This window comes from Streptomyces sp. NPDC025638 (assembly GCF_055558775.1).
Map to the genome: position 1 here is coordinate 402,475 of NZ_JBVHLX010000006.1, position 22,580 is coordinate 425,054.

Below are 22,580 nucleotides of genomic sequence, written 5' to 3' on the forward strand. Positions count from 1 at the left end.
CGAAGTCGCCGTAACCGCGCGGGCGACCAGCTCGGCGACGGCCCGGTGCGCCGCCGCCCGCACCCGGGCACGGGGGTCGCCGGGCCGCCGGGACTTCGTCGCCTCAGCCATGCGGGCGGGCACGTCGATGAGCTGTACGGGCTCGTGCCCGCGTCGTGCCGACCGGTTGGCGGCGCCCTCGCTCTGGCCCGGCTGGGGCGTCCGTGCCGAGCTCAGTCGCCTGGTCGGTGGAATGCGCGCCCTTCGCCGCGGAGCTCTCCGGCACCGACGCCGGTGCCGCTCGCCACGCCGACTCCCAGGGCGCCTTCGCGGCCCCGGCAGCGTTCGGCCGGGCGCCCTCTGACCCCGGTCTGCCTCCCCTCCCGTACCTGCCCAACCCCAACTCCCTTGCGAGGACACGCGTGTCCATAGCGTCATCGGTGACAGGTTCTGGTCAAGATCTGGCCAAGTGTCGGACGTTTTCTCCCCTGCGTGGTCGGGTCGCCTGCGACGGCTGCATCAATGCCCCGCATGGGAGGATCCGTTGTCATCACGCACCCGCAGGAGACGCAGGCTCACGATCTGCGCCCTCACCGTCTCCGCCGCACTGGTGTCCCTGCCCGCAAGTGCCGCACCCGGCAAGAACAGCACCCCCTTCGGCGCCCGCGCCCTCGCCCGGCTCGCCGCCGAACGAACGCACTCGGCGGGCGGCATCACCCACAAGGCGAAGGCCGCCGACGAGGACGACGGGAACGAGGCCGACGAGATAGCCGAGGGCGCCGACCAGTACGCCGAGGCCCGCACCTCGCCCGGCATCGTCGCGCCGGGCGCCTACGGAGCCGCCTGGAACACTCTGGGCGACCTGCCAGGCACCGGCGGACGTTGGCACCACGTCACCGACCTGCCCTACAACTCCGACGACCCCCGCTACCGCGACTACGACTCCAACTCCAGCGGCGGCGCGGGCAATGTCACCGGCCGCATGGCCGCGATGGCCGCCGACAACGACGGATACGTCTACGCCGGAAGCGCCGGCGGTGGTGTATGGCGGTCGCACACCGGCGGCGGGCACTGGCAGCCCATCAGCGACCGGCTGTCCTCGCAGTCCACCGGCGCCCTCGCGCTCGACGGGTCCGGGCGGCTGTGGCTGGGCACCGGCGAGGCCACGACCAACGCGGACGCCTACCTGGGCAGCGGCGTCTACGTCCTGACCCACCCGCACCGCGGGAACTTCTCCATGCGCAGCCGGGTCGGCGGCGACGAACTGGAGAGCACCACCGTCCACCAGCTGCGCTTCGGCGACGGCAAGGTGTGGGCGGCGACCAGCAGGGGGGTGTGGAGCCACTCCACGAAGAAGCTCACCGGCGCCTGGAAACTGGAGTTCGCGCCCAACCCCGACTATCTGCCGGGCGGTTCGAAGGCGAACGACTCCTCCGCCGCGTACAAGAACATCGCCAACGACATCGCGATCGACCCGAAGGACCCCTCCAAGGTGGTCCTGGCCGTCGGCTGGCGCAGCGGTGACGCCTACAACGGCTTCTACACCAAGGTGAACGGCGCCTGGACGCGGATCACCAGCGGCCTCGGTGATCTGCCGGCCGACCCGGAGGGCGTCGGCAACGTCACCTTCGCCCGTTCCACCGACGGCTCCCGCTACTACGCCATCGACGAGTCGCCGGAGCAGCTCAACACCAACCCGGACAGCGGTCTCGAAGGCATCTTCGTCTCCAAGTCGGGCTCCCCGACCGGCCCTTGGACGAAGATCGCCGACTACAAGGGCCTCGCGGCGGACGGCTCGGCGCTCACCAGCAGCGGCTACATGCCGGGCGTCCAGGCCTGGTACAACCAGTTCCTCACCGTCGACCCGAGCGACCCGCAGCACGTGTACGCGGGGCTCGAAGAGGTCCACGAGACCAAGGACGGCGGCAGCACCTGGTCGGCGGTCGGCCCGTACTGGAACTTCGGCTTCCCCTGCTGGAGCATCGACCCCGCCAAGCAGACCGGTGACTGCAACCAGACCACCCACCCCGACCAGCACGGCGTCGCGATCGGCCGCTACCACGGCAAGAGCTTCGTGTACGTGGGCAACGACGGCGGCGTCTACCGGCGCCCGGTCACCGGCGCCCAGGACTCCTCCGGCCACGCCACCGACTGGACCTCGCTCAACGACGGCACCATCGACACCCTCCAGTACTACTCGGTGGGTATCGGCAAGGACCTGACCTACGGCGGAGTCTCGGTCACCGGCGGACTGCAGGACAACGGCCAGTCCGTCCTGCGCGGCAACGACAAGGTGATGGGCTCCAACTTCGGCGGCGACGGCGGCGACACCCTCACCGACCCCGCCAACGGCTGCAACATCGCCGAGGAGTACGTCTACCTGGCCATCCAGATCACCCAGAACTGCGCGGTGAACGACGGCAGTTGGATGACCGACCCGAGCAAGGTCACGTCGTACAACGTCGCCCCGGCCGACAGCGCCACCAGCGAGGCCCGCTTCATCGCCCCGCTCGCGGCCGACATGAAGGACAGCTCGACCTGGATCGCGGGCGGCCGCCATGTGTGGGTGCAGACCCATGGCTACGCCATCCGCAGCGGCTCGGAGTGGACCAGCCTGCACGACCTCGGCGCCGGCCGCACCGCGACCGCCGTCGCGGCCTCGGGCGGCAAGGTGTACGTGGCCTGGTGCGGCCCCTGCAACGACCAGGGCTTCACCCGTGGCATCGCCGTCGGCAACGAGGACGGCACCGGCTGGCACGACATCACCCTGCCGGTGAACGGGACCGTACCCAACCGCTACCTCAGCGGCTTCGCCGTCGACCCGAAGAACGCCGACCACGTGTACCTCGCGGTCAACGGCTTCTCCCGGCACTGGACCGAGGGACCCGGCGCGGGCGTCGGCCATGTCTTCGAGTCCAAGGACGGCGGCACCACCTGGAAGGACATCTCGGCGAACCTGCCCGACGTGCCGACCAACTCCGCGGTCGTCACGGCGAACGGCGGCCTCGCCGTGGCCACCGACCTCGGTGTCGTCTACCGCGCGCCGGGCCGTACGACCTGGCAGCGGGTGGGCCGGCTCCCGGCCGTCGCCGTGCTCCAGCTGAAGCTGAGCCCGGACGGCCGCGCGCTGTACGCGGCCACCCACGGCCGTGGCATCTACACGATCAAGGTCAGCGACTGCGACTGACGCGAGAGGGACCAGAGGGAGGGGTGGTTCCGGCCGCAGTCCGGTTTCCGGGGGCCGGGGTCACCCCTCCCGCGGGTACGGCACCACGCTCACGTCCAGCGTGAAGGCGACGGCGGGCGCGCCCGCCACGTCCGGCGCCTTCGCCGTGGCGGTCACCTTGGCCGTGCCGCCCCGGGTGCCCGCGCAGCGCAGCGAGGCCCGGGCGGTGCCGTCCGGGTCCACATGCCAGCCGGACGGCAGCACGAAGGCGGGCGCGGAGCTGCGTACGGCCGTCCATCGTTTGTCGTCCCTGCGGGGTTCGAGGACGAGGGACACCACGGTCCCGGGCCGTGCGCACAGCCGCCGTGCGGGCGCGTCACCGGGCGCGACCGTGACCTGAGTGCGCCCGGCGGCACAGCCGCCCGCCGAGGCGGAGGGCGCGGTCGAGGGCGATGACGCGGAGGGGGGCCCGGACGAGGGCCCGGACGAGGGCCCGGACGGGGGCGCGGTCGTCCGGTTCGGCGCACTGGACGTCGGTGACGCCGAGCCGCTCCCCGTTCCGGAGGGCCCCGTGGAGGATCCGCCGGACGATCCCCCGTCGGACCCCCCGCCCCCCGGCCCGCCGCACGCCGCCAAGGCGACCATCCCGGCCACCAACCATGCCCCGGCCCACCACCGCATGCCTGTACCTCCTGCCTCCCGGCCCGCTTGTCCGGACTCCAGCATGCCCCGGCGCATGTGATGCAGTTCACGCTTGGACTAGGCTGGTTGGTGAGGGAAGTGATTCCGTTGTCCATCGCCTGGGACGACATCGGCGGGCTCGTCGATGCCCACGAGCGTTTCCTGGCCGGTGAACGAGTGGACGCGGACGTCCGGACCCCGGTCCTGGACTCCTGGAAACGGTGCAGGTCCGTAGGGCTGGAGCCGCACGGGCTGCTGCTCCCCTACACATCGGATCTGGCACTGGACGACCCGCTGCTGCAGGCCGCCGACCCGGTGCTGAGGAAGCTCGCCGACTCGCTCGCCGACGTGAACATGATGGTCGTACTGTGCGACGGTCAGGCCCGCCTGATCCGGCGCTACGGCGGTGACCCACGGCTGCGCGCACGCCTCGACGAAGTCCACTTCGCCCCCGGTTTCGACGTCTCCGAGCAGGCCGCGGGCACCAATGGCGTCGGTACCGCGCTGGCCGAGCGGGGCCCGGTCTTCGTCGCCGGCCGTGAGCACTTCGCCGACTGCCTGCTGCCGTTCGCCTGCGCGGGCGCGCCCGTCCGCGACCCGCTCAGCGGCCATGTCGAGGCGGTGCTCGACCTCACCTGTCTGCGCGGCGACGGCGACCCCGCCATGCTGGCGCTGGCCCGGGACGCCGCCCACGACATCGAGGCGCGGCTGCTCGGCCAGGCCGCCGAACGGGAACAGGCCCTGCTGGCCGCGTACCGGCTGGCCGACGCCGGCGGACTGCCCGCGGCGGGCGAGCCCCCGCCCCCGTCGGCGCGGGTGGCCGGCCACAACGGCGGCGAGATCGGCCGGCTCGACCTGGCCGTGCTGCGGGAGAAGGCCGAGGAACTGATCGCCTCTCCGCAGCACACCGTCGAGGAGGTCGAGCTCTCCGACGGCCGGACCGCCACCCTGCTGCGCCGTCAGGTCAGGTCGGCGACCGGCGAGACGGGCGCGGTCGTGGAGGCCCGGGTCCTCGGCGGCCCGCGGCTGCGCCATGTGCGGCCCACGGCGCCCGCACCGGCAGCCGTGGCGGTCCCGGGGCGTTCCGCGATACGGGCCGTCGTCCCCGCCGTCGTACCGCCGCTCGCCTCCGCCCCGCCGGTCCGGCCGGCCCCCACCCGGGCCACCGGCGACGAGGACGGCACCGACGCCGACGGCTGGCTGCTGCTCCTCGGCGAGTCCGGCGTCGGCCGGCTCGCCGTCCTGGCCCGCAGGCGCCTGGAGCTGCTGCACGACGCCGGCGTCCGGATCGGCACGACCCTGAACGTCACCCGCACCGCGGAGGAGCTGGCGGAGGTCACCGTCCCGCGCTTCGCCGACTTCACCGCCGTGGACCTGCCGGACGCGGTGCTGCGCGGCGAGGAGCCCGGTCCCCTCGGCGCGAACGCCCCGCTGCGCCGGGTCGCCCTGAGCGCCCTGCACGAGGACTCCCATCTGTACGGCGTCGGTGACACGGTGCGCTATGTCCCGACCACCCCACAGGCCCGCGGCCTGGAGACCCGCCAGTCGGTGCTCGAACCCGTGCTGGCCGCGGCCGGCGGCTGGCTCGCCCAGGACCCGGCCCGGCTGGAGCGGGTGCTCGCGGCCGGGATCCACTCGCTCATCACCGTGCCGCTGCGGGCCCGTGGCACGACCCTCGGCGTGGTGAGCTTCTACCGCGCCGAGCGGCCCGCGCCCTTCGAGGACGACGATCTGTCCCTGGCCCAGGAACTGGCCGCCCGCGCGGCGATCTGCATCGACAACGCCCGCCGCTTCACCCGCGAGCACACCACCGCGCTCGCCCTGCAGCGCAGCCTGCTGCCCCGGGGGCGGCCCGAGCAGAGCGCCGTCGAGGTCGCCTACCGCTATCTGCCCGCGCAGGCCGGGGTGGGCGGCGACTGGTTCGACGTCATCCCGCTGTCCGGCGCCCGGGTGGCGCTGGTGGTCGGCGACGTGGTCGGCCACGGGCTGCACGCCGCCGCCACGATGGGCCGGCTGCGCACCGCCGTGCACAACTTCTGCTCCCTGGACCTGCCGCCGGACGACCTGCTCACCCACCTCGACGACCTGGTCGGCGGGCTGGACCGGGGCGAGGGCTGGGGCACGGGCGAGAACGCACCGGACTCCGGGATCGCCGGCGCGACCTGTCTGTTCGCGGTGTACGACCCGGTGTCCCGGCAGTGCACCCTCACCCGCGCCGGGCACCCGGTCCCGGCGGTCGTCGGACCCGACGGCACGGTGGACTTCGTCGACCTGCCGCCCGGACTTCCCCTCGGCCTGGGCGGGATGCCCTTCGAGACGGCCGAGCTGGAGCTGGCCGAGGGCAGCCAGCTGGTGCTCTACACCGACGGCCTGATCGAGGACCGCCGACGGGACGTCGACACCGGCCTGGACCAGCTCCGTACCGTCCTGGCCTCGGCCGGCCGGCCGCCGGAGGACACCTGCGAGGCGGTGCTCGACGCGCTGCTCCCGGCCCGGCCGAGCGACGACGTGGCCCTGCTCGTCGCCCGCACGCACGCCCTGGGCGCCGACCGGGTCGCCCAGTGGGACCTGCCCAGCGACCCGGCGGTCGTCTCCCGCGCCCGTGCCGCGGTCACCGAGCAGCTCGCCGCCTGGGGCCTGGACGAACTGACCTTCACCACCGAACTCGTCGCCAGCGAACTGGTCACCAACGCCATCCGGCACGCCACCGGCCCCCTCCGCCTACGGCTGATCCGCGACCGCGCCCTGATCTGCGAGGTCTTCGACGGCAGCGCCACGTCACCCAGGCTGCGCCGGGCCAGGACCGAGGACGAGGGCGGCCGCGGCCTGTTCCTGGTAGCCCGTCTCACGGAACGCTGGGGGACCCGGTCCACGACCGAGGGAAAGGTGATCTGGACCGAGCAGTCGCTGCCGCACCCCGCGGCTGGGCTCGGCGGCCGGTGGTGAGGACATCCGTCACGCTGACGGGCCCTGTCCGGCTGGGGCTGATCCGTGACCGCGCGCTGATCCGCGAGGTCTTCGAGGACAGCACACTTCGCCGTGGCCCCCGGGTGGGCTGCGTGGTTGGTGGTGAGGATCGTCCGGGAGCGGGTCCGGGCCCTGTCCGCCGCTGCGGCTGATTCGTGTGCGTGCGCTGCCTCGGCGAGGTGTTCGACGGCAGCGCTGTCTGGCTCGCCGGGCGGGTGGGCTGCGTGGTTGGTGGTGAGGATCGTCCGGGAGCGGGTCCGGGCCTGTCCGCCGCTGCGGCTGGTGCTGGATCCTTGACCGCGGTCGGCATCCCGGCCGTCACCGGGGCGGCCCCGCCGCCCGGTGGGCGCTGATCTGCGAGGTACTCGACGACGGCAGCGCCACGCGTGGCCGCCCGGTGGGCTCAGCGGTCTGTGGTGAGGACCATGCGGAAGCGGGCCCTGCCCTCGGTCATCTTGGCGACCGCGGCCGCGGTGTCCTCCAGGGGGACCTCCTCGACCCAGGCCCGTACGCCGGTCTGGGCGGCGAAGCGCAGGGTGTCCTGGATGTCCACGGCGGCGCCGGAGGCGTGTGCGTAGATCCTGCGGGAGTTGTTCAGGAGCTGGAGGGGGGTGACGTCGAGGCGGTCGGGGGAGACGCCGACCATCACGAGTTCGCCGCGGCGGCCCAGCCCGTCGATGGTGGCGGACATCGCGTCGGCGTTGGTGACGGTGGCCAGGACCACCTTGGCCCCGCCGAGCGCCTCCAGGGCCTGGGAGACCTCGCCCGCGGTGCTGTCGATGTAGTGGGCGGCGCCGAGCTTGTGCGCCAGGTCCCGCTTCTCCTGGCCACGGGCGATGGCGACCGTGTCGAAGCCCATCTTCTGGGCGAACTGGACGCCCAGGTGACCGAGACCGCCCAGGCCCAGGATCGCGACGACGTCGCCGGGGCGGGCGGCCGTGTTGCGCAGGGCGTTGAAGACGGTCACGCCCGCACAGGCCAGCGGCGCGGCCTCGACGGCGGTCAGCTGGTCCGGGATCGCCGCGAGGGCGACGGCGGGCACGACGATGGAGTCGGCGTAGCCGCCGGGGTAGGCGACGCCGGGGACCGACAGCCGAGGGCACAGCACGGCGTCGCCGTCGCGGCAGGCGTCGCAGTATCCGCAGCTGCCGCCGTACCAGCCCACCGCCACCCGGTCCCCGGTGTGCCATCCGGCCACGCCCTCGCCCACGGCGTCGATCCGCCCGGCGATCTCGTGACCGGGCGTCACCGGGAACGTGGTCCCGGGCAGCATGCCCGAGCTGATCAGCAGGTCGGAGTGGCACACACCGCACGCCTCGATGGTGATCCGCACGGACCCCGGTCCGGCCTCTCGCGGGGCGACCTCGACCAGTTCCGGTGTGCCGCCGGGCACGGTGACCTGCGCGGCGCGCAGCGGGCCGGTGTAGGAAGTGCTGGACGCAGACATGAGCTAACCCTTCGTCACGGCGCGGAGCCTGGGGCGGGCCGCCACACGTACCGGCTCCTACGGCCTCGGGGCTCCTTCGGCCGCGAGCCGGCCCGGGCGGATTTCCGTGGTCTGCACGTCCGACGATAAGCAGGGCGCGGCCCCCTCGCACGCGCGCGTGCCGCCCGCCGCTCACCCCCGGCGGGTGAGGCAGGCGCGCCACGGCGGCCGAACGATGGACGGGCAAGGCCGGGACGGCGCCTGCCCGGGCGCGGCGGCTCGACCGAGGAGGCTCCGTGGACCGGTATCCGCCCATCGCAGAGCACGGCATGGTCGGCGATCTCCAGACGGCGGCCCTGGTGTCCTCCGGCGGCACCGTCGACTGGTGGTGCACGCCGCGTTTCGACTCGCCCAGTGTCTTCGCCTCGCTCCTGGACAGCGAGCGCGGCGGGCACTGCCATCTCGCCGTCGACCTCCCGGAGGGGAACGGACTGACGGTACGGCAGCTGTATCTGCCCGACACGGCGATCCTGGTCACCCGGTTCATGGCGCCCGGAGGCGTCGGCGAGGTGGCCGACGTGATGATGCCGATCGAGTCCACGGCACCGACGGACCGGCACCGTCTGGTGAGGATCGCGCGCGTCGTCCGCGGCAGCCTGCCCTTCAGCTTCACCTGTTCGCCGCGCTTCGACTACGGACGTGCCCCGCACACCCTCACCCTGGACGACGACCACACCGCGGTCTTCCGCGGCCCGGGAACCGACCTGCACCTCCAGTGCACCACCGGGGTCGCCCTGCGGGCCGACGGGGACGACATCACCGCCCACTTCACGCTGTCGGCCGGCGAGGCGACCGCCATGGTGCTGACCAGCACCGTGAGCGGTGGCACCGTTCCGCCCCGGCCGTCCCTGGCCGGCATCGTCGACGAGGTGGAGGCCTGCCGGGCCTTCTGGCTGAAGTGGCTGCGGACGTGCACCTACCGCGGACGCTGGCAGGACATGGTGAACCGCTCGGCGATCACGTTGAAGCTGCTGACGTACGCCCCCACCGGGGCGCCCATCGCCGCGGCCACCATGGGACTGCCCGAGCAGGTCGGCGGTGAACGCAACTGGGACTACCGCTACACCTGGGTGCGGGACGCCTCGCTCTCCGTCCGGTCCCTGATCGACGTCGGCTTCGAGGAGGAGGCGCACGCCTACCGCCGCTGGCTGCGCGACCGTATCGAAGCCGGCGGCACCGCCTCCGGCGATCCCCTGCAGATCATGTACCGGGTCGACGGCGACCCTCATCTGACCGAGGAGACCCTCGACCACCTGGAGGGCTACATGGGCTCCCGGCCGGTGCGGGCCGGCAACGCGGCGGCCGACCAGCTGCAGCTCGACATCTACGGCGAGGCCTCCGACGCCCTGGTGATCGGCAGGGACATCGGGGCGATCCGCGGCTGGCGGGCCATCAGCCGGGTGGTGGACTGGCTCGCCGACCACTGGGACCGGCCCGACGAGGGCATCTGGGAAACCCGCGGCGGCCGGCAGGACTTCACCTACAGCCGGCTGATGACCTGGGTCGCGTTCGACCGCTGCATCCATGCGGCCGTCAACGGCTCCCGCCCGGCCGACGTCCGCCGCTGGACCGAGGTCCGCGACCAGGTCTTCGAGCAGATCGTGGAGCGCGGCTGGCACGAGAAGCGGCAGGCCTTCGTGCAGCACTACGACACCGACGTGCTGGACGCCTCGCTGCTGCTCATGCCCCGGGTCGGCTTCATCTCCCCGCGGGATCCGGCCTGGCTCACCACCCTCGACGCCATGGGCGAGGAACTGGTGAGCGACAGCCTGGTCTACCGCTACAACCCCGCCGCCTCGCCCGACGGGCTGCGGGGCTCCGAGGGGACGTTCAACCTGTGCAGCTTCTTCTACGTCGAGGCCCTGGCCCGTGCCGGCCGGCTCTCCCAGGCCCGGTACGCCTTCGACAAGATGCTCACCTACGCCAACCATGTCGGCCTGTTCGCGGAGGAGATCGGCCCCTCGGGCGAGCAACTGGGCAACTTCCCGCAGGCGTTCACCCACCTCGCGCTGGTCACCGCCGCGATGGCGCTGGACGAGCAGCTGAGCGCGGCGGAGACACGGCCGGGAAGCCGCGACGACCTTCCGGTGGCCCAGGGCTTCGCGGTACCGGTCGCGCCCGCGGGCGGGGGTGACACCGGTGGATGACACGGACGGCGCGAAACAGGCCTCGCCGGGGCAGCGCATTCTCGCCCCGCTGGCGCTGGCCCAGTTCATCTGCAGTTTCGCCGGCTCCAACATGAACGTGATGATCAACGACATCAGCAGGGACCTGGATACCACCGTGCAGGGCGTGCAGGTGGCCATCACGATCTTCCTGCTGGTCATGGCGGCACTGATGATCCCCGGCGGCAAACTGACCGACCGCTACGGCCGCAAGCGGTGCCTCCTGGTGGGCCTGGTCGTGTACGGAGTCGGCGCGCTGCTCAGCGCGGCCGCGCCGGGGCTGGGCGTCCTGATCCTCGGCAACTCGATCCTGGAGGGTGTCGGCACGGCCCTGCTCATCCCGCCCGTCTACATCCTCACGACGCTTCTCTACCCGGATCTGACCTCCCGTGCCCGCGCGTTCGGCGTGATCATGGGGCTGGGCGGTATCGGGGCGGCCGCGGGCCCGCTGATCGGTGGGCTCATCACCACGGCGATCAGCTGGCGGGCGGCGTTCGTGTTCCAGGCGCTGGTCATCGTGGTGATCGTCGTCCTGAGCCGGCATATCGAGGACCCGTTGCCGCCCGATCCGGACCGGCCCTTCGACACCGGCGGGGCGGTGCTCTCGGCCGTCGGCCTGGTCCTGATCGTCTTGGGCATCCTGGCGGCGGACAACAACGTGTGGCTGATGCTCGGCCTGCTGGTCCTCGGCGCGCTCGTGCTGTGGTGGTTCTTCCGCTCGGTACGGGCCAAGGAGGCGGCGGGTGAGGAGCCGCTGCTGTCGCTGTCCCTGTTCCGCGACCGCACCTCCAACCTCGGGCTCGTCACCCAGAACGTCCAGTGGCTGCTGCTGATGGGCTCGTCGTTCACGGTGGCCGCCTACCTCCAGGTCGTGCGCGGCTACGACGCCATCCAGACCGGGGTGATCTTCACGGCGGCCACGCTCGGGCTGCTGGTCACCTCGCTGTGCGCCGAGCGCCTCGCGAAGCGGCGCCCGCAGCGGACGCTCATCATGACCGGCTTCGTCACCACCCTCGCCGGCATCGCCGTACTGATCGCCCTGGCCGGCAGCTTCACCAACGCGTGGGCCTTCGCCCCCGGGCTCCTCCTGATCGGCCTCGGCCTGGGCCTGATGCTGACGCCGTCGGTGAACGTCGTCCAGTCGAGCTTCCCCGAGGAGCAGCAGGGCGAGATCTCCGGCCTGTCCCGCAGCGTCTCCAACCTCGGCTCCTCCTTCGGCACGGCCGTCGCCGGCACGATCCTGGTCTCGGGCCTCACCACCGGCGCCTACGCCGCAGCGATGATCGCCCTGGGCGTGGCAGGCCTGGGCGGCCTCGCAGCGGCGGCCCTCCTGCCCCGCCCCGCCGACCGGCGCGGCTCAGAAGGCCCCAAAGGGCAGGCCCGGGTCGGCTGACCCGGGCCTGCCCCTTGGAGCGGTGTTCGGCTACTTCGTGGCCGTCACCTGGAGCGGTGCGAGGTTCGGGCTGGGGGTGGAGCCGGCGGTGGGCCCGGACAGGGGCTGGGCGGTGGGGGACACCGGCGCGAGCCCCTTGTAGTACGGCGTGTAGACGTAGTGCGTGCCCACGCCGATGGCCGCGCCGAGCTTGGGGATGAGGGAGGCGTCGACCGACGACGTTCCGCCGAAGACGGCCACGTGGTTCAGGCTCGACGACATCCACATCAGGTAGTGCTTGGTGTCGTACGGCAGCGAGGTGGGGTCGGTCCACAGCAGCGGACCGTACGTGGCCATCGCCGACGACGCGGAGACACCGCCGCGCCAGCTGTTCGAGGCGGCCACCGCGGCGTCCGACGGCAGCGACCACCAGAACTGGGCGAGCCTGCTGGCGTTGGACTGCGGCGTGCCGCCCGCGACCCGGTAGTAGCGGTACGAGCTGGGCCAGTGCGGCATCTTGCGGGCCTGGTACGCCTTGGCCAGCGCCGACTCGGAGTCGGTCCCCACCGTGATGATCTTCGTCGTGCTGGGGCTGTACTTGTCCAGGTAGCCGTAGACCGACGAGGTCATGGTCGTGCCCTCGGTCAGCAGGACGACCGCGGTCCCGGAACTGCCGAGGGAACCGGCGGCGGAGCTCGCCGCGAGGGCGTTGTGGTAGTCGGTGCCGGTCGCCAGGAAGATGTACTTCGGCGCGCTGGTGATCGCCTTGGCCACGGCCACCGAGGTGGAGTAGCGCGAGGTGCCGTACAGCCGCTTGGCGACGTACCCGAGCGAGGTCACCTTGGACGCCACCGAGCTGCTGAGCACCTTGGTGCCGCCGATCAGATAGACCGTCTTGCCCTTCGGCAGCATGCGCTTGAGCTCGGTCTGCACCGAAGAGTCCAGAGCCGTGCCGGAGGTCATCAGCACCGGCCCGCGCTTCTTGCCGCCCAGTGAGGTCGCGGTGGTGGCGTACGCCGAGTCCGACTTGCTGATGAGCACGGCCGAGTTGGCGTTCGTCAGGCCGGGCGTGCTGGTGCCGACCTTGTTCCAGGTCCACTTGGACGCGGCGATGTTGGTGTCGTAGGTGTCGGCACCCCAGACCCGGGAGATCGCGTTGTTCCGGATCGGCTGCCAGGCCACGTCGGTGCCTTCGACCGTGGGCACCCGCGTCTCCGTGCCCGTGCCGAGGTCGTGGATCCACACCTGCGGACCGCTCGGGCCGGTGTCCGCGCTGCCGGTGAAGTAGACGTCGTACGCGATCCGGTCGCCCTGCGGAGACCAGGCGGGCCGGTTGTGGTCGGTGGCGTCGGTGGTGAGCTGCGTCAGCCCGGTGCCGTCGGTCCTGACCGAGAAGAGCTGCTTGTGACCGTCGACGGAGCGGGTGAACGCGACCGACTGGCCGTCGGGGGAGATGCTCGGTTCGCGCGCGTCGTCGGCGAGCTTCTTGAACGCCCCGGTGCGGCCGTTGTGGACCCAGACGGCCGGGGTGCCCGCGGCCCCGCAGCTGGTCCCCGTGCGGACGAAGGCGAGCAGGCCGTTGACGGCGCCGCTCGGCTTCGAGTCGCAGCCGTCGACGTCCGTACCGAACAGTGACTTGGGCGTGCGGGTGCCGTCGGCCGCGGTCACCCGGAGCCGGCCGGCGGCCGTGAAGACGATGTCCCCGCCGCCGTACCAGAAGGTCGGGTCGGCCGGATGCCAGCCGCTGCCCGACGGCATGGCCAGGTCGAGGCTCTGCGTCCCGTCGGACAACGCCGTGCCGATGTGGTCGTCGTACGGGTTCACGAAGACGATCTGGCTGCCGTCGGCGGACCAGGCGCCCTGGTTTCCGGTCGGGTAGAACTGGGACCACCGCGACCCGTCGGGGTTGATGTAGTTCATCGAGCCGCCGACTTCCGTGTACAGCAGCTTCCCGTCGGTGGCGGGCCAGCTGCCGGAGTCGGCCGCCGCCGGCCCCGGAACCGTGGCGAGGAGCCCCGCGGCGAGCGCGGTGGCGCCGGTGAGCGCCACGAGTCTGCGGCGCGTACGCGTGTTCAATGTGCCCCCACAAGTGAATGGACGGCTGCCGGACCTCTCCCCCGAGGTGAACGGACGGCATCGACGAGCCGTCCGCACGGCAGCGGCGAAACCTTAGTGCCAGGCCATGACGGGTGTGAAGGCGGGGCGCCCGATTCCCGGGGCGGGTGAACCGGCGCGACGCGGCGAGGGGTTGCCGGGTCAGGTAATTGTAAAGAACCTTGACAGTCGATTGGTCTAGTCCAACCATGGTCGCTGTTCTCCCGGTCCTTCCACCATCCACGCCTGCTCTTGGCCCCGTTCACCCTGGGAGCGTCAATGAGACGATCTGGCCGCCTTCGTACCCTGCTGTCCGGTGTGACCGTAACTGCCCTGTCGACCGCGCTGGTTGCCCTCGGGGGAGGCGGCGCACAGGCGTCGTCGCCGCTGCCCTCGCGCCTGCCCTCGCACACCGCCAGGCCCATGCCCGCACATGTCGCCGCGCCCTACTTCGAGGCATGGACCGGTGAGAGCCCGGCCGCGCTCGCCGCCGAGTCCGGCAACAAGTACCTCACGATGGCCTTCCTCCAGACGGCCGCGACGGGTTCGTGCACCCCGTACTGGAACGGCGACACGGCCCAGCCGATCGCCGAGGCGAGCTTTGGTCGCGACATCGCGGCCATCCAGGCCCGCGGCGGCAATGTCATCCCGTCCTTCGGCGGATACAGCGCCGACACCACCGGCACCGAACTGGCCGACAGCTGCACCAGCGTCGACGCCATCGCCGCGGTCTACGAAAACCTCGTCAAGACCTACGGCATCACGCGCATCGACCTCGACATCGAGGCCGACTCCATCGAGAACACCGCCGCGATCGACCGCCGCAACAAGGCCGTCGCCAAGGCCGAGCGCTGGGCCGAACGCACCGGCCACCGGCTCCAGTTCTCCTACACCCTGCCGACCACGGCCACCGGACTCGCCCCGAGCGGAGTGGCCCTGCTGCGCAACGCCGTCGACAACGGCGCCCGGGTGGACGTCGTCAACATCATGACCTTCGACTACTGGGACGGCGCCACCCACGACATGGCGGCCGACACCGTGAGCGCCGCCACCGGCCTGTACCACCAACTGGCCGCCCTCCACCCGAAGAAGAGCCCGGCGCGGCTGTGGGGCACGGTCGGTGTCACCGAGATGCCCGGCATCGACGACTACGGCCCCGAGGAGACCTTCACCACTCAGGACGCGGCCGCGGTCGAGAAGTGGGCCGTCGCCCGGGGCATCGACACCCTCTCCTTCTGGGCGCTCCAGCGTGACAACGGCGGCTGCGTCGGCACCGCCGGCGCCAACTCCTGCTCCGGAATCGCCCAGGACACCTGGTACTTCAGCCACACCTTCGAGCCGTTCACCCGCGGCGGCGCCGGCCACTGACGGCAGAGCCCCCGGCCCCTGCCGGACCGCCCTGCGATGGTTGAGCACGCTGTTGCGCTGGATGTACGGGGCAACCAGTGCGACAGCTGTGCCCCGGCCATGACCGCTATGACAGGGGATGAGGGTGTTTTCGCCTACAGCACGCCACCGGCGTTCAGTGAAGCGACGCGTACTGGCAGGGGTCTTCGCCGCGGCGGCGGCCGGGCTCGCGGTCACCGTCACCGTGACCATGAACGCCGAGGCGGCATGGACGTCGGCCTGGAACGTGTCGGCCAAGGGCTGGTCGCCCGCCGACTCCCCCCAGGTCTCGGTCGACCGGCAGGGCGACGCCCTGCTGGCCTGGACCGCCGGTGACCTGTCGACCACGTACTCCTACCAACGCGTCCAGACCAGAGTGAAGTTCGCGAACGGAACGACGGGCGCGATCCGCACCCTGTCGCCGGACGGCGCCGCGGTGGCCTGGCCGGAGGCCGACTCCGACGACACCGGCGACTCGGCGGTGGTCTGGCAGCAGGACAGCCAGGTCGTGGGCCGGCGGGTCGCGGCCTCCGGCAGCCTGGTCGGACCGCTCCGCCAGCTCTCCACGTCGGCGCCCGCGAACACCCCGGTCGTCGCGGTGTCGCCGGGCGGTACGGCGATGGCGGCGTGGACGGAGATCCGCGACGGAAGCTGGTACGCGGTCGCCCGCAGGCTGAAGCTCGACGGCACGGTCGGCGCGCCCATCACCCTCGGCTCGGGCTCGGCCGAGAAGCCGGCCGTCGGCGTCGACCGCAGCGGCCGGTTCGTCGTCGCCTGGGCGCGGGGCGCGGACGTCGTGGCCAAGCGCATCACCTCGACCACCGTCTCCGCCACGAAGGTGCTCACGTCGCCCATCGCGTTGTACGGCGGCTTCGGCATGGTGCGGATCGGTGTCGACCGGGACGGCGACGCGGTGATCAGCTACCACTCCGGCGGCGGTGCCGTCGCGCAGGTCTGGGCCTCGCGCTGGAGCCACACCGGCACCCTGGCGGCCCCGCTGCGCATCTCGGCCGCCACGGACAACGTGGGCTTCCACCATGCCCTCGCGACCGACCTCGACGGCGACTCGATGATCGTGTGGACCCGCTACAGGAGCGGCAAGCTCGAACTGCTCGGCCGTCGGATCTCCGCGGGCGGCACCCGTGGCAGCGTCACCGTCCTCGGCGCGGGCGACCGGCCCGACCTGGCCCTCGACGACGACGGCGACGGCATGCTGGTCTTCCACACGACCGTTGCCACCTCGACGCCCCCGTACAGCGCCACCAAGGTCACCGCCCGGCTCATCAGCCGCGCCGGCACGTTCGGCACGTCGAAGACGGTCACCTCGGACGGCCGGGTACCCCAGGTCGACGCCCGCCCGACCGCCCGCTTCACGGCGACGTGGCAGCAGGCCTCCAACCCGTACACGATCAAGTCGGTCACCGGCCCCTGACCCACACCCTCCCCACCCCCGCGCGTCGACAGCGAGTTCAGGCCACCACGGCACACCCTCGCTCGACCGGGTTCACAGACACCCCACAGACCGTGACTCTCGGGTGCGCTGCGGGGACCTTTCGGCCGGCGGCGAGAAGGACACGTGGAGGGGGGTTGGTCCGTATGGTCCGCCCGCGCTTGTTGTAGGTGCCGACCGAAGATCTAGGAATGCCCCTGCCGGCAAGCCCGCAGGTGCAGCGCAGACCGGATACAGGACCAAAGAGACCGAACACCGGGCTGAGACCGGTCGGATGGCGGCTGGTCGGTGCCAACAACCGTGAACTCGGGCGCTGTGCCAGGGCGTTCGAGAGCCTGCCCGCGTGCCAGGCCGCGGTGCTGCGGTTCCGGGAACGCATCGAGGACGTGCGGCCGGTCCTCGCCATGGCGGACATCGCGGGCGCGTGGACCTGGCGGGTCGAACTCGACGGGCGCGACGTCGCCCTGGCGGGGCGGGCCTACCAGCGGCATCGCGAGTGCCTGTACAACCTGAACCAGTTCCTCGCCGCGGTCCCGGTGGCCCAGTTGAGCGACGGCCTGGTCAGCCGGCCGCGGCTGCGCGGTCTGCATCTGCCCGGTCCGGCGCGGTCCGCGCCGGCGGAGAGCCCGGGTGAGGGAGACGATCTTCGGCTGAGCCGCGCGGGGCGGGCGGGGCGCTACTTGTGCTTCCCGCTGCTCTTGCCGCTGCTCGTCTGCCCGTTGCCGGTCGCGCTGTCCGTGCCGCCGGAGTTGCTGCCGGACGTGCCGTTGCCGGAGGCGCCGGTGTTGCCCGTCGTGCCGTTGTCGGAGTTCGCGGAACCCTCGTGCGACCTGCCGGTGCCCGTCGTCCTGCCGGGCGCGGCCGTCGCCCGCGCCAACTGCTCTGCGCAGTACGAGGCGACCTTGGACTTGCCGCCGGCGGCCTCGATGAGCTGCTTCCAGGCCGTCGCGTCCAGGGCCTGGCCACGATCCTCGACCTGCTCATAGGCCCGGCAATGCGCTTCGGTGTCCTTGGCGGTGGAGGGGTGTCCCGCCTTCCCGGGGCCACCGGAGGACCCGGACGAGGCTGCGCCTCCCGGCCGGCCCGGGGCGACCGCCGACGGGTGCGCGGTCCCGCGGCCGTCACCGGCACCGTCCGTGGACGAGCCGACGGAGCCGATGGCCGCGACGGCGACACCGCCCAGGGTGAGGCTGGCGAACACCGCGCCGAACGTGAGCCTCAGCGGGCGCCGGGCACGCCGTGCCTCGGGCAGCCGCCAGTCGTCCCGGTGCCGGGTACGGGCCCGGTGCGCGCCCGCGGCGTGGGCGGCCCGGAAGGCGGCCAGCGCTCGCTGCTCGGCCTCGGGTTTGAGGTCGTCCGCGCGTATGGCGGCAGCCAGCACCGCTTCCAGCGTGGTGGAGTCGTATGCGTCCCACGGTTCGGAGACGCCGCCAGGGTGCACACGTCGGCGGCCCGGAACTCCGTCGCCGCTCAGCCGTTCACCCATGTGCGTTTCCGTTCCTGTCCGACAGGTCTCGATCGTTCGGCGTACCGGGCCTGGCGCCTGTCCGCCGGCCCGCTGTCGCTGTTGTTGTCATTTCGACTCCCCCAGCGTCCGGGTGGCCTCATCCGTCACACCTCCCCCCGCCTCGCTGCCTACACCCAGCTGGTGGGCGAGGCGTTTGAGGCCGCGGTGGGCGGCGGTGCGCACCGCTCCCGGGCGCTTGCCGAGCACGCGTGCGCTGGCGGGACCGTCCAGACCGACGACGACCCGCAGGAGAACGGCCTCGGCCTGGTCCCGCGGCAGCCCCTGGACCAGTTCGAGGGCCCACTCGGTGGAGAGGGATTCCAGGGCCTGCTCGGATGTGCTGTGCGGACCCGGCAGGTCGAGTACGTCCTGTTCGGTACCGCCCGACCGGGGCCGTACCCGCTGCCGCCGCAGATGGTCCAGCGCCCGGTGCCGGGCGATCGTCGCGGTCCAGCCGCGGAACCCGGCGCCGTCGCCTTTGAAACGGCCGATGTCGCGGGATATCTCCAGCCAGGCGTCGGAGGCCACGTCCTCCGCGTCGTCACCGACGAGGCCGCGCAGATAGCCGAGCAGGCCCGGCTGCACGATCCGGTAGACGACCGTGAAAGCGGTCTCGTCACCGTCCTGGGCCCGCGCGACTGCAACGCTCAGTTCCCCGTCGCGCGACTGTACGCGGCGGGGTTGCCGTACCTGGCCCAAGGCTGTCCTCGTTCGCACCGGTCCGTAGCGATTCCGTACCATCCGCCGCGCTCCGGTCGCACGACGGCTCCATGATGACCAGCGTCTGTCGTCACGGAAGTGTCACAACGCATCAGGAGTCCTTCGCTTTCTCACCGGTGCAGCGCCGTCCCGGCCGACCGGCACTGCCCCGGCCATGTGACGCTTCGCGCAGGCCGTGCGCTGGGAGAGTGCCGGGTTCGGTACCCGCGCACACCGAGGGCGACCAGCCGCTGGATGGGTGGCACGAAACACTGCCCCTCGGCCTCTCCCGGCGCCGCTCGTCTCTCCCCCCGTGAACGGCGCCGAGAGGCACGGAGCGGCCGGGGCCTCGCCCACTGCACGGGGCCCCGGCCGCTCCGCGCACGATGCACGTCCTGGTCGACCACGGTGGTGCAGTGGTGAAGTCGCCGTTGACTTGTGGCGTTTGTGTCTGAATTGCGCGTATGACGCGATCTTTCATGCCATTTGTTCTTGCTGCGCGGTCGAGGTGTAACACTTCCGGCCGAGCGCGCTCTTTCCATGCGGACGACCATGTCGGTCGGCCAGGACAGGGGGCACGACCCGTGCATTGGACGGACGAAAGCGGCGCAGCGTACGGCGAAGATCTGTACGGCGGCGCCGGGTACGCGTATGCCCCCGGTCACCGGGGCAGCGGCGGCACCGTCACCGACACGGCCACGCTGTCCTCGTACCCGGTGCAGTCCGGGCAGTGGTCGCACCCGACGGACCGCTTCCGGACGACGGGACCGGCCCCCCTCGTCACGGCAGTGTGGGACGCCCCCCACGGTGACGTCTTCACCGCGATGCCTCCGGATTTCGGCACGCCCGGCTACCCCGTTCCGGAACCGGCCGAACCGGAGAGCGAGCCGGCGCGGCCGGTCTTCGTCGACTCCTCGGGGCGCCGCCAGCGCCGCGTGCTCCGCGCCGCCCGGCTGCTGGTGATCCCCGCCGGCGGATACGTCGCCCTGCTGATCAGCGCGCTGCTGGGCGGCCCCAGCATCAGCTCTCCGTTCGTCCCGCAGCCGGACTCCGCGCACCGGACCACCCCCCACGCCACCGCAACCGACTCCGCGTCCGGCACCGGACACTCCGAAGAGCGCACGACTCCCGCCGCGGCGCAGAAGACCCGCCCCGCGGCGCGGCAGACCCCCGCCCCCGCCGATGGGTCGACGGCCTCCACCGTGCCCGCGGCCACGTCCGGGCCCACCGGGATCACCTCCCCGTCCCCCACCTCGACCGCTCCCGCCGCAACCTCCGCCTCCAAGGGACGCGCCCTCGGCACGTCCCACAAGCCCGTGAAGTGATCCAAGGCCCCGACGTGACCGACCGCCGACGCCGCAACGCTCCTGCCCGCCGCCGCAGCCGCACCCGCCAGATCACACCCCGCGCCCACTGGCTGCTGCTGAGCGTGCTCGTGGTGACTCTGTCGACGGCCCTTCTGCTGCAGGGTTACACCCACCACATGTTCGGGATCACGTCGGACAGCGTGACCGGCCAACGAGGCCGGAACGATGCGGTGCCCAGCAGGGTGACCCACGGCGGTCCCGTGATCGCGAACGCCGCCACCTCCGCGCACACCGCACGGCTGAAGGCCGACACCGTGGCCCTCACCTTCGACGACGGCCCCGACCCCGTCTGGACTCCGCGCATCCTGGACGTGCTGCGCCGCAACCATGTGCACGCGACCTTCTTCGTCGTCGGCACGGAGGTCGTGGACCACCCGGAGCTGGTCCGCCGGATCGTCGCCGAGGGCCACCAGATCGGCATCCACACGTTCACACATCCCGACCTGGCCCGGCTCGCCCCGTGGCAGCGCTCGCTGGAACTGCGCGAGACGCAGCTGGCGGTGGCCGGTGCCGCGGGCGTCACCACCGCGCTGTTGAGACCGCCGTACTCCTCGAAGAACGGCGCGCTGGACGACGCAGACTGGTCCGTCCTCCAGCAGGCCGACGAAGCGGGCTACGTCACGGTTCTCTCCACCCAGGACGCCGAGGACTGGCAGCGTCCCGGAGCGGACCGCATCCTCGCCAACGCGACCCCGCACGGCCACGCCGGGCAGGTCGTGCTGATGCACGACGGCGGCGGTGACCGAGCGCAGACCGTCGCAGCCCTCAGTGCCCTGATCCCACGGCTCAAGGCACACGGCTTCCGGTTCGCGACGGTCGGTGCCGCGGTCGGCATGGCCGGACCTGTCCAGCCCGCCGGGCTCGGTGAACATCTTCAGGGAATTGCTCTCATCAAGGCGCTGCGGGCCGGCGACTGGGCCGTATGGCTGCTGGGCGTGCTGATGTACGCGGCCGGGGTGCTCAGTGTGCTGCGCGCGGCGGTCGTGCTGGTCGCGGCCCGCCGGCACCGGCGGCTGCGGGCCAAGGGCCGCGGCCGGTCCTGGGGGCCACCGGTGACCGAGCCGGTCAGTGTCATCGTCCCCGCCTACAACGAGAGCGCCGGGATCGAGGCAGCCGTGCGCTCCCTGCTCGCCTCGGACCATCCGGTCGAGATCATCGTGGTCGACGACGGATCGACCGACGGCACCGCCGACCTGGTGGAGTCGCTCCGCCTGCCGGTGCGGGTGATCCGGCAGCAGAACGCGGGCAAGCCCGCCGCACTCAACACCGGGCTCGCCGCCGCCTCCTTCGACCTGGTGGTCATGGTCGACGGCGACACCGTCTTCGAATCCGACACCGTCCGCACGATCGTGCAGCCCTTCGCCGACGCCCGCGTGGGAGCCGTCTCGGGAAACGCCAAGGTCGTCAACCGTGGAGGCCTGCTGGGCCGTTGGCAGCACATCGAGTACGTGGTCGGGTTCAACCTCGACCGCCGCCTGTTCGACCTCGCCGAATGCATGCCGACCGTGCCCGGCGCCGTCGGCGCGTTCCGCCGCCGGGCACTCCTCGGCCTCGGCGGCGTCAGCGACGTCACCCTCGCCGAGGACACCGACCTCACCATGGCGCTGTGCCGCGCCGGCTGGCGCGTGGTGTACGAGGAGGAGGCGCGGGCCTGGACCGAGGCACCCGCGTCCCTGAACGCCCTGTGGCGCCAGCGGTACCGCTGGTGCTACGGCACGCTGCAGGCGATGTGGAAGCACCGCGGCGCGCTCGCGCAGCGCGGCGCGGCCGGCAAACTGGGCCGCCGGGGCCTGGTCTATCTGCTGCTCTTCCAGGTGCTGCTGCCGCTGCTCGCGCCCGTCGTGGACGTCTTCGCCCTGTACGGCCTGGTCTTCCTCGACCCGGTCCGGATCATCGGGCTGTGGCTCGCCTTCCTGCTGCTGCAACTGCTGATGGGGTTGTACGCGTTCCGCCTGGACGGAGAGCGCCCGGGGCCGCTGTGGAGCCTGCCGTTGCAGCAGTTCGTCTACCGCCAGTTGATGTACCTCGTGGTGATCCAGTCCGTCTTCACCGCCCTGTCGGGCTCGCGGCTGCGCTGGCAGCGCATGGAGCGGTACGGCAGCTTGCGGGCCCCGGTGGGCACAGAGGCCACTTCGCCTCCGGCGCCGTACGCCGACTCGGCTTATCCGGCGCCGTACGCCAACTCCGCGTATCCGGCGCCGTACACCTCCCATCCGCAGCCCGCACCGCACGACGCCACCCAGTGGTACTGAAGGGACAGT

The 22,580-nt window shown here is 72.1% G+C and carries 14 protein-coding genes; 9 read left to right on the forward strand and 5 right to left on the reverse strand.

What is annotated here, in order from left to right:
- The first annotated feature begins 523 nt into the window (after positions 1 to 523).
- Positions 524 to 3,166: a beta propeller repeat protein gene (locus ACZ4EG_RS18880; RefSeq protein WP_467791334.1), complete on the forward strand. Its 2,643-nt coding sequence runs from the start codon at positions 524 to 526 to the stop codon at positions 3,164 to 3,166.
- Between the two features lie 60 nt (positions 3,167 to 3,226).
- Here the strand turns inward: ACZ4EG_RS18880 and ACZ4EG_RS18885 are convergent, their stop codons facing one another.
- A complete protein-coding gene (locus ACZ4EG_RS18885; RefSeq protein WP_453547195.1) occupies positions 3,227 to 3,484 on the reverse strand; it encodes an acetyl-CoA synthetase in 258 nt (85 codons plus the stop codon).
- A 61-nt stretch (positions 3,485 to 3,545) separates the two neighbouring features.
- On the opposite strand from ACZ4EG_RS18885, the gene ACZ4EG_RS18890 reads away from it, so the two are divergent.
- Entirely contained in the window at positions 3,546 to 3,887 is a 342-nt protein-coding gene (locus tag ACZ4EG_RS18890) for a hypothetical protein (protein ID WP_467791335.1), read from the forward strand.
- Positions 3,887 to 6,772, forward strand: coding sequence for a SpoIIE family protein phosphatase (locus ACZ4EG_RS18895; RefSeq protein ID WP_467791336.1), 2,886 nt, complete (start codon positions 3,887 to 3,889; stop codon positions 6,770 to 6,772). The genes ACZ4EG_RS18890 and ACZ4EG_RS18895 overlap by 1 nt, the downstream gene beginning before the upstream one ends.
- Positions 6,773 to 7,196: 424 nt before the next feature.
- Here ACZ4EG_RS18895 and ACZ4EG_RS18900 read toward each other — a convergent pair whose 3' ends face one another.
- Entirely contained in the window at positions 7,197 to 8,240 is a 1,044-nt protein-coding gene (locus ACZ4EG_RS18900) for an alcohol dehydrogenase catalytic domain-containing protein (protein ID WP_453547201.1), read from the reverse strand.
- 275 nt (positions 8,241 to 8,515) lie between these two features.
- Between ACZ4EG_RS18900 and ACZ4EG_RS18905 the strand changes: the two genes are divergently transcribed.
- Complete coding sequence (locus tag ACZ4EG_RS18905; protein ID WP_467791337.1) at positions 8,516 to 10,426, forward strand: glycoside hydrolase family 15 protein; 1,911 nt, start codon at positions 8,516 to 8,518, stop codon at positions 10,424 to 10,426.
- Positions 10,419 to 11,837: an MFS transporter gene (locus ACZ4EG_RS18910; protein ID WP_453547205.1), complete on the forward strand. Its 1,419-nt coding sequence runs from the start codon at positions 10,419 to 10,421 to the stop codon at positions 11,835 to 11,837. The genes ACZ4EG_RS18905 and ACZ4EG_RS18910 overlap by 8 nt, the downstream gene beginning before the upstream one ends.
- A 30-nt stretch (positions 11,838 to 11,867) precedes the next feature.
- Here ACZ4EG_RS18910 and ACZ4EG_RS18915 read toward each other — a convergent pair whose 3' ends face one another.
- On the reverse strand, positions 11,868 to 13,892 hold the full coding sequence (locus ACZ4EG_RS18915; protein ID WP_467791338.1) for a cell wall-binding repeat-containing protein: 2,025 nt from the start codon (positions 13,890 to 13,892) through the stop codon (positions 11,868 to 11,870).
- Between the two features lie 336 nt (positions 13,893 to 14,228).
- On the opposite strand from ACZ4EG_RS18915, the gene ACZ4EG_RS18920 reads away from it, so the two are divergent.
- Both ACZ4EG_RS18920 and ACZ4EG_RS18925 read left to right on the forward strand, forming a co-directional pair.
- The gene (locus ACZ4EG_RS18920; RefSeq protein WP_453547210.1) at positions 14,229 to 15,278 is read left to right on the forward strand and encodes a chitinase; all 1,050 of its coding nucleotides are present in this window, start codon (positions 14,229 to 14,231) and stop codon (positions 15,276 to 15,278) included.
- A gap of 157 nt (positions 15,279 to 15,435) precedes the next feature.
- Positions 15,436 to 16,728: a hypothetical protein gene (locus ACZ4EG_RS18925; RefSeq protein WP_467791339.1), complete on the forward strand. Its 1,293-nt coding sequence runs from the start codon at positions 15,436 to 15,438 to the stop codon at positions 16,726 to 16,728.
- A gap of 694 nt (positions 16,729 to 17,422) precedes the next feature.
- Here ACZ4EG_RS18925 and ACZ4EG_RS18930 read toward each other — a convergent pair.
- Together ACZ4EG_RS18930 and ACZ4EG_RS18935 are read right to left on the reverse strand one after the other, a co-directional pair.
- Positions 17,423 to 18,232: a hypothetical protein gene (locus ACZ4EG_RS18930; RefSeq protein WP_467791340.1), complete on the reverse strand. Its 810-nt coding sequence runs from the start codon at positions 18,230 to 18,232 to the stop codon at positions 17,423 to 17,425.
- Positions 18,233 to 18,319: 87 nt separating this feature from the next.
- On the reverse strand, positions 18,320 to 18,952 hold the full coding sequence (locus ACZ4EG_RS18935) for an RNA polymerase sigma factor (RefSeq protein ID WP_467791341.1): 633 nt from the start codon (positions 18,950 to 18,952) through the stop codon (positions 18,320 to 18,322).
- Positions 18,953 to 19,536: 584 nt separating this feature from the next.
- Here ACZ4EG_RS18935 and ACZ4EG_RS18940 point away from each other — a divergent pair.
- Both ACZ4EG_RS18940 and ACZ4EG_RS18945 read left to right on the forward strand, forming a co-directional pair.
- Positions 19,537 to 20,277, forward strand: a complete 741-nt coding sequence (locus ACZ4EG_RS18940) for a hypothetical protein (protein WP_467791342.1) — start codon at positions 19,537 to 19,539, stop codon at positions 20,275 to 20,277.
- Between the two features lie 14 nt (positions 20,278 to 20,291).
- Positions 20,292 to 22,571: a bifunctional polysaccharide deacetylase/glycosyltransferase family 2 protein gene (locus ACZ4EG_RS18945; RefSeq protein WP_467791343.1), complete on the forward strand. Its 2,280-nt coding sequence runs from the start codon at positions 20,292 to 20,294 to the stop codon at positions 22,569 to 22,571.
- Positions 22,572 to 22,580: the final 9 nt, after the last annotated feature.

Bases quoted from the DNA above. Each gene is read 5' to 3' on its own strand.
- ACZ4EG_RS18900 (WP_453547201.1), bottom strand. From the start codon at position 8,240: ATGTCTGCGTCCAGCACTTCCTACACCGGCCCGCTGCGCGCCGCGCAG.
- ACZ4EG_RS18930 (WP_467791340.1), bottom strand. From the start codon at position 18,232: ATGGGTGAACGGCTGAGCGGCGACGGAGTTCCGGGCCGCCGACGTGTG.
- ACZ4EG_RS18895 (WP_467791336.1), top strand. From the start codon at position 3,887: ATGCAGTTCACGCTTGGACTAGGCTGGTTGGTGAGGGAAGTGATTCCG.